The sequence below is a fragment of the Mesorhizobium sp. M7A.F.Ca.AU.002.02.1.1 genome (assembly GCF_003998535.1).
Lineage (GTDB): Bacteria > Pseudomonadota > Alphaproteobacteria > Rhizobiales > Rhizobiaceae > Mesorhizobium > Mesorhizobium ciceri.
Window position 1 is genome coordinate 1 of sequence record NZ_RZPB01001262.1, and the last position, 1048, is coordinate 1048.

Below are 1048 nucleotides of genomic sequence, written 5' to 3' on the forward strand. Positions count from 1 at the left end.
TGGATCGCGACGTATCAGGAGGACAATGAGCGCGCAGGCCATGCCGCGAGGCCGGGAGACGAAACACGATGGAATCCGTTGCCAGAAGCCAATCCGCCGCCGATCCAGGCGCTTCGGCGTCGAACGACAAAACGCTGATTTACCGGCAGTCGCGCTGGACGCGGCTGACGCATTGGCTGTGGGCCATCTCGCTGTTCTTCATGCTGTTGTCCGGCCTGCAGATCTTCAATGCCCGTCCGCAGCTCTATATCGGCAAGCAATCGGGCTTCGATTACAACAACACCATCTTCGCCATCGGCGCCGAGAACTCCGATGCGGGTCCGCGCGGCTACACGGAGATCTTCGGCAAACGCTTCAACACCACTGGGGTGCTCGGCTGGTCGGGTCCGGCCGGCCAGGAGACGTCCCGCGCCTTCCCGTCCTGGGCGACCATCCCGTCCTACTATGATCTCGGCACTGCGCGCGTCATCCATTTCTTCTTTGCCTGGATACTCACCACGACGTTGATCGTCTGGCTGGTCGCCAGCATCGTCAACGGTCACATCCGCCGCGATCTCGCGCCACGCCTCGACGATTTGAAGCGGTTGCCGCAAGACATCGTCGACCACGCCAAGCTCAAATTCCACCACACGCGCGAATACAACACGCTGCAGAAGATGGCCTATGGCGGGGTTCTGTTCGTGCTGCTGCCGCTGATGATCATCACCGGTCTGGCGATGTCGCCAAGCATGAACTCGGTGCTGCCTTTCCTCAACGATCTGCTCGGTGGCCGGCAGACGGCACGCACCATCCATTTCACCGTGATGGTGCTGCTGGTCGCCTTCTTCGTCGTCCATATCCTGATGATCCTGGCCGCCGGCCCGATCAACGAGCTGCGCTCGATCATCACCGGCTGGTACCGCACCGATCCTCCCGCACAGAACGACAATACAGCCGAGAGGAGTGCCTGACATGGCGAAGTTTGAGATCAGCCGCCGCAAATTCCTGACCGCTGCCGGCCTTGGCGCTTCCGGTATCATGCTGTCGGGCTGCGACGCCTTTGACAGCC

The 1048-nt window shown here is 61.3% G+C and carries 2 protein-coding genes; both read left to right on the forward strand.

Annotated features, from left to right (window positions below; translation table 11 throughout):
• Window positions 1-68 precede the first annotated feature (68 nt).
• Window positions 69-950, forward strand: a complete 882-nt coding sequence (locus EN879_RS36990; RefSeq protein ID WP_013531946.1) for a cytochrome b/b6 domain-containing protein — start codon at window positions 69-71, stop codon at window positions 948-950.
• Window position 951: 1 nt separating this feature from the next.
• The coding region (locus EN879_RS40455; RefSeq protein WP_127274765.1) for a twin-arginine translocation signal domain-containing protein at window positions 952-1048 on the forward strand (97 nt) is incomplete at its 3' end.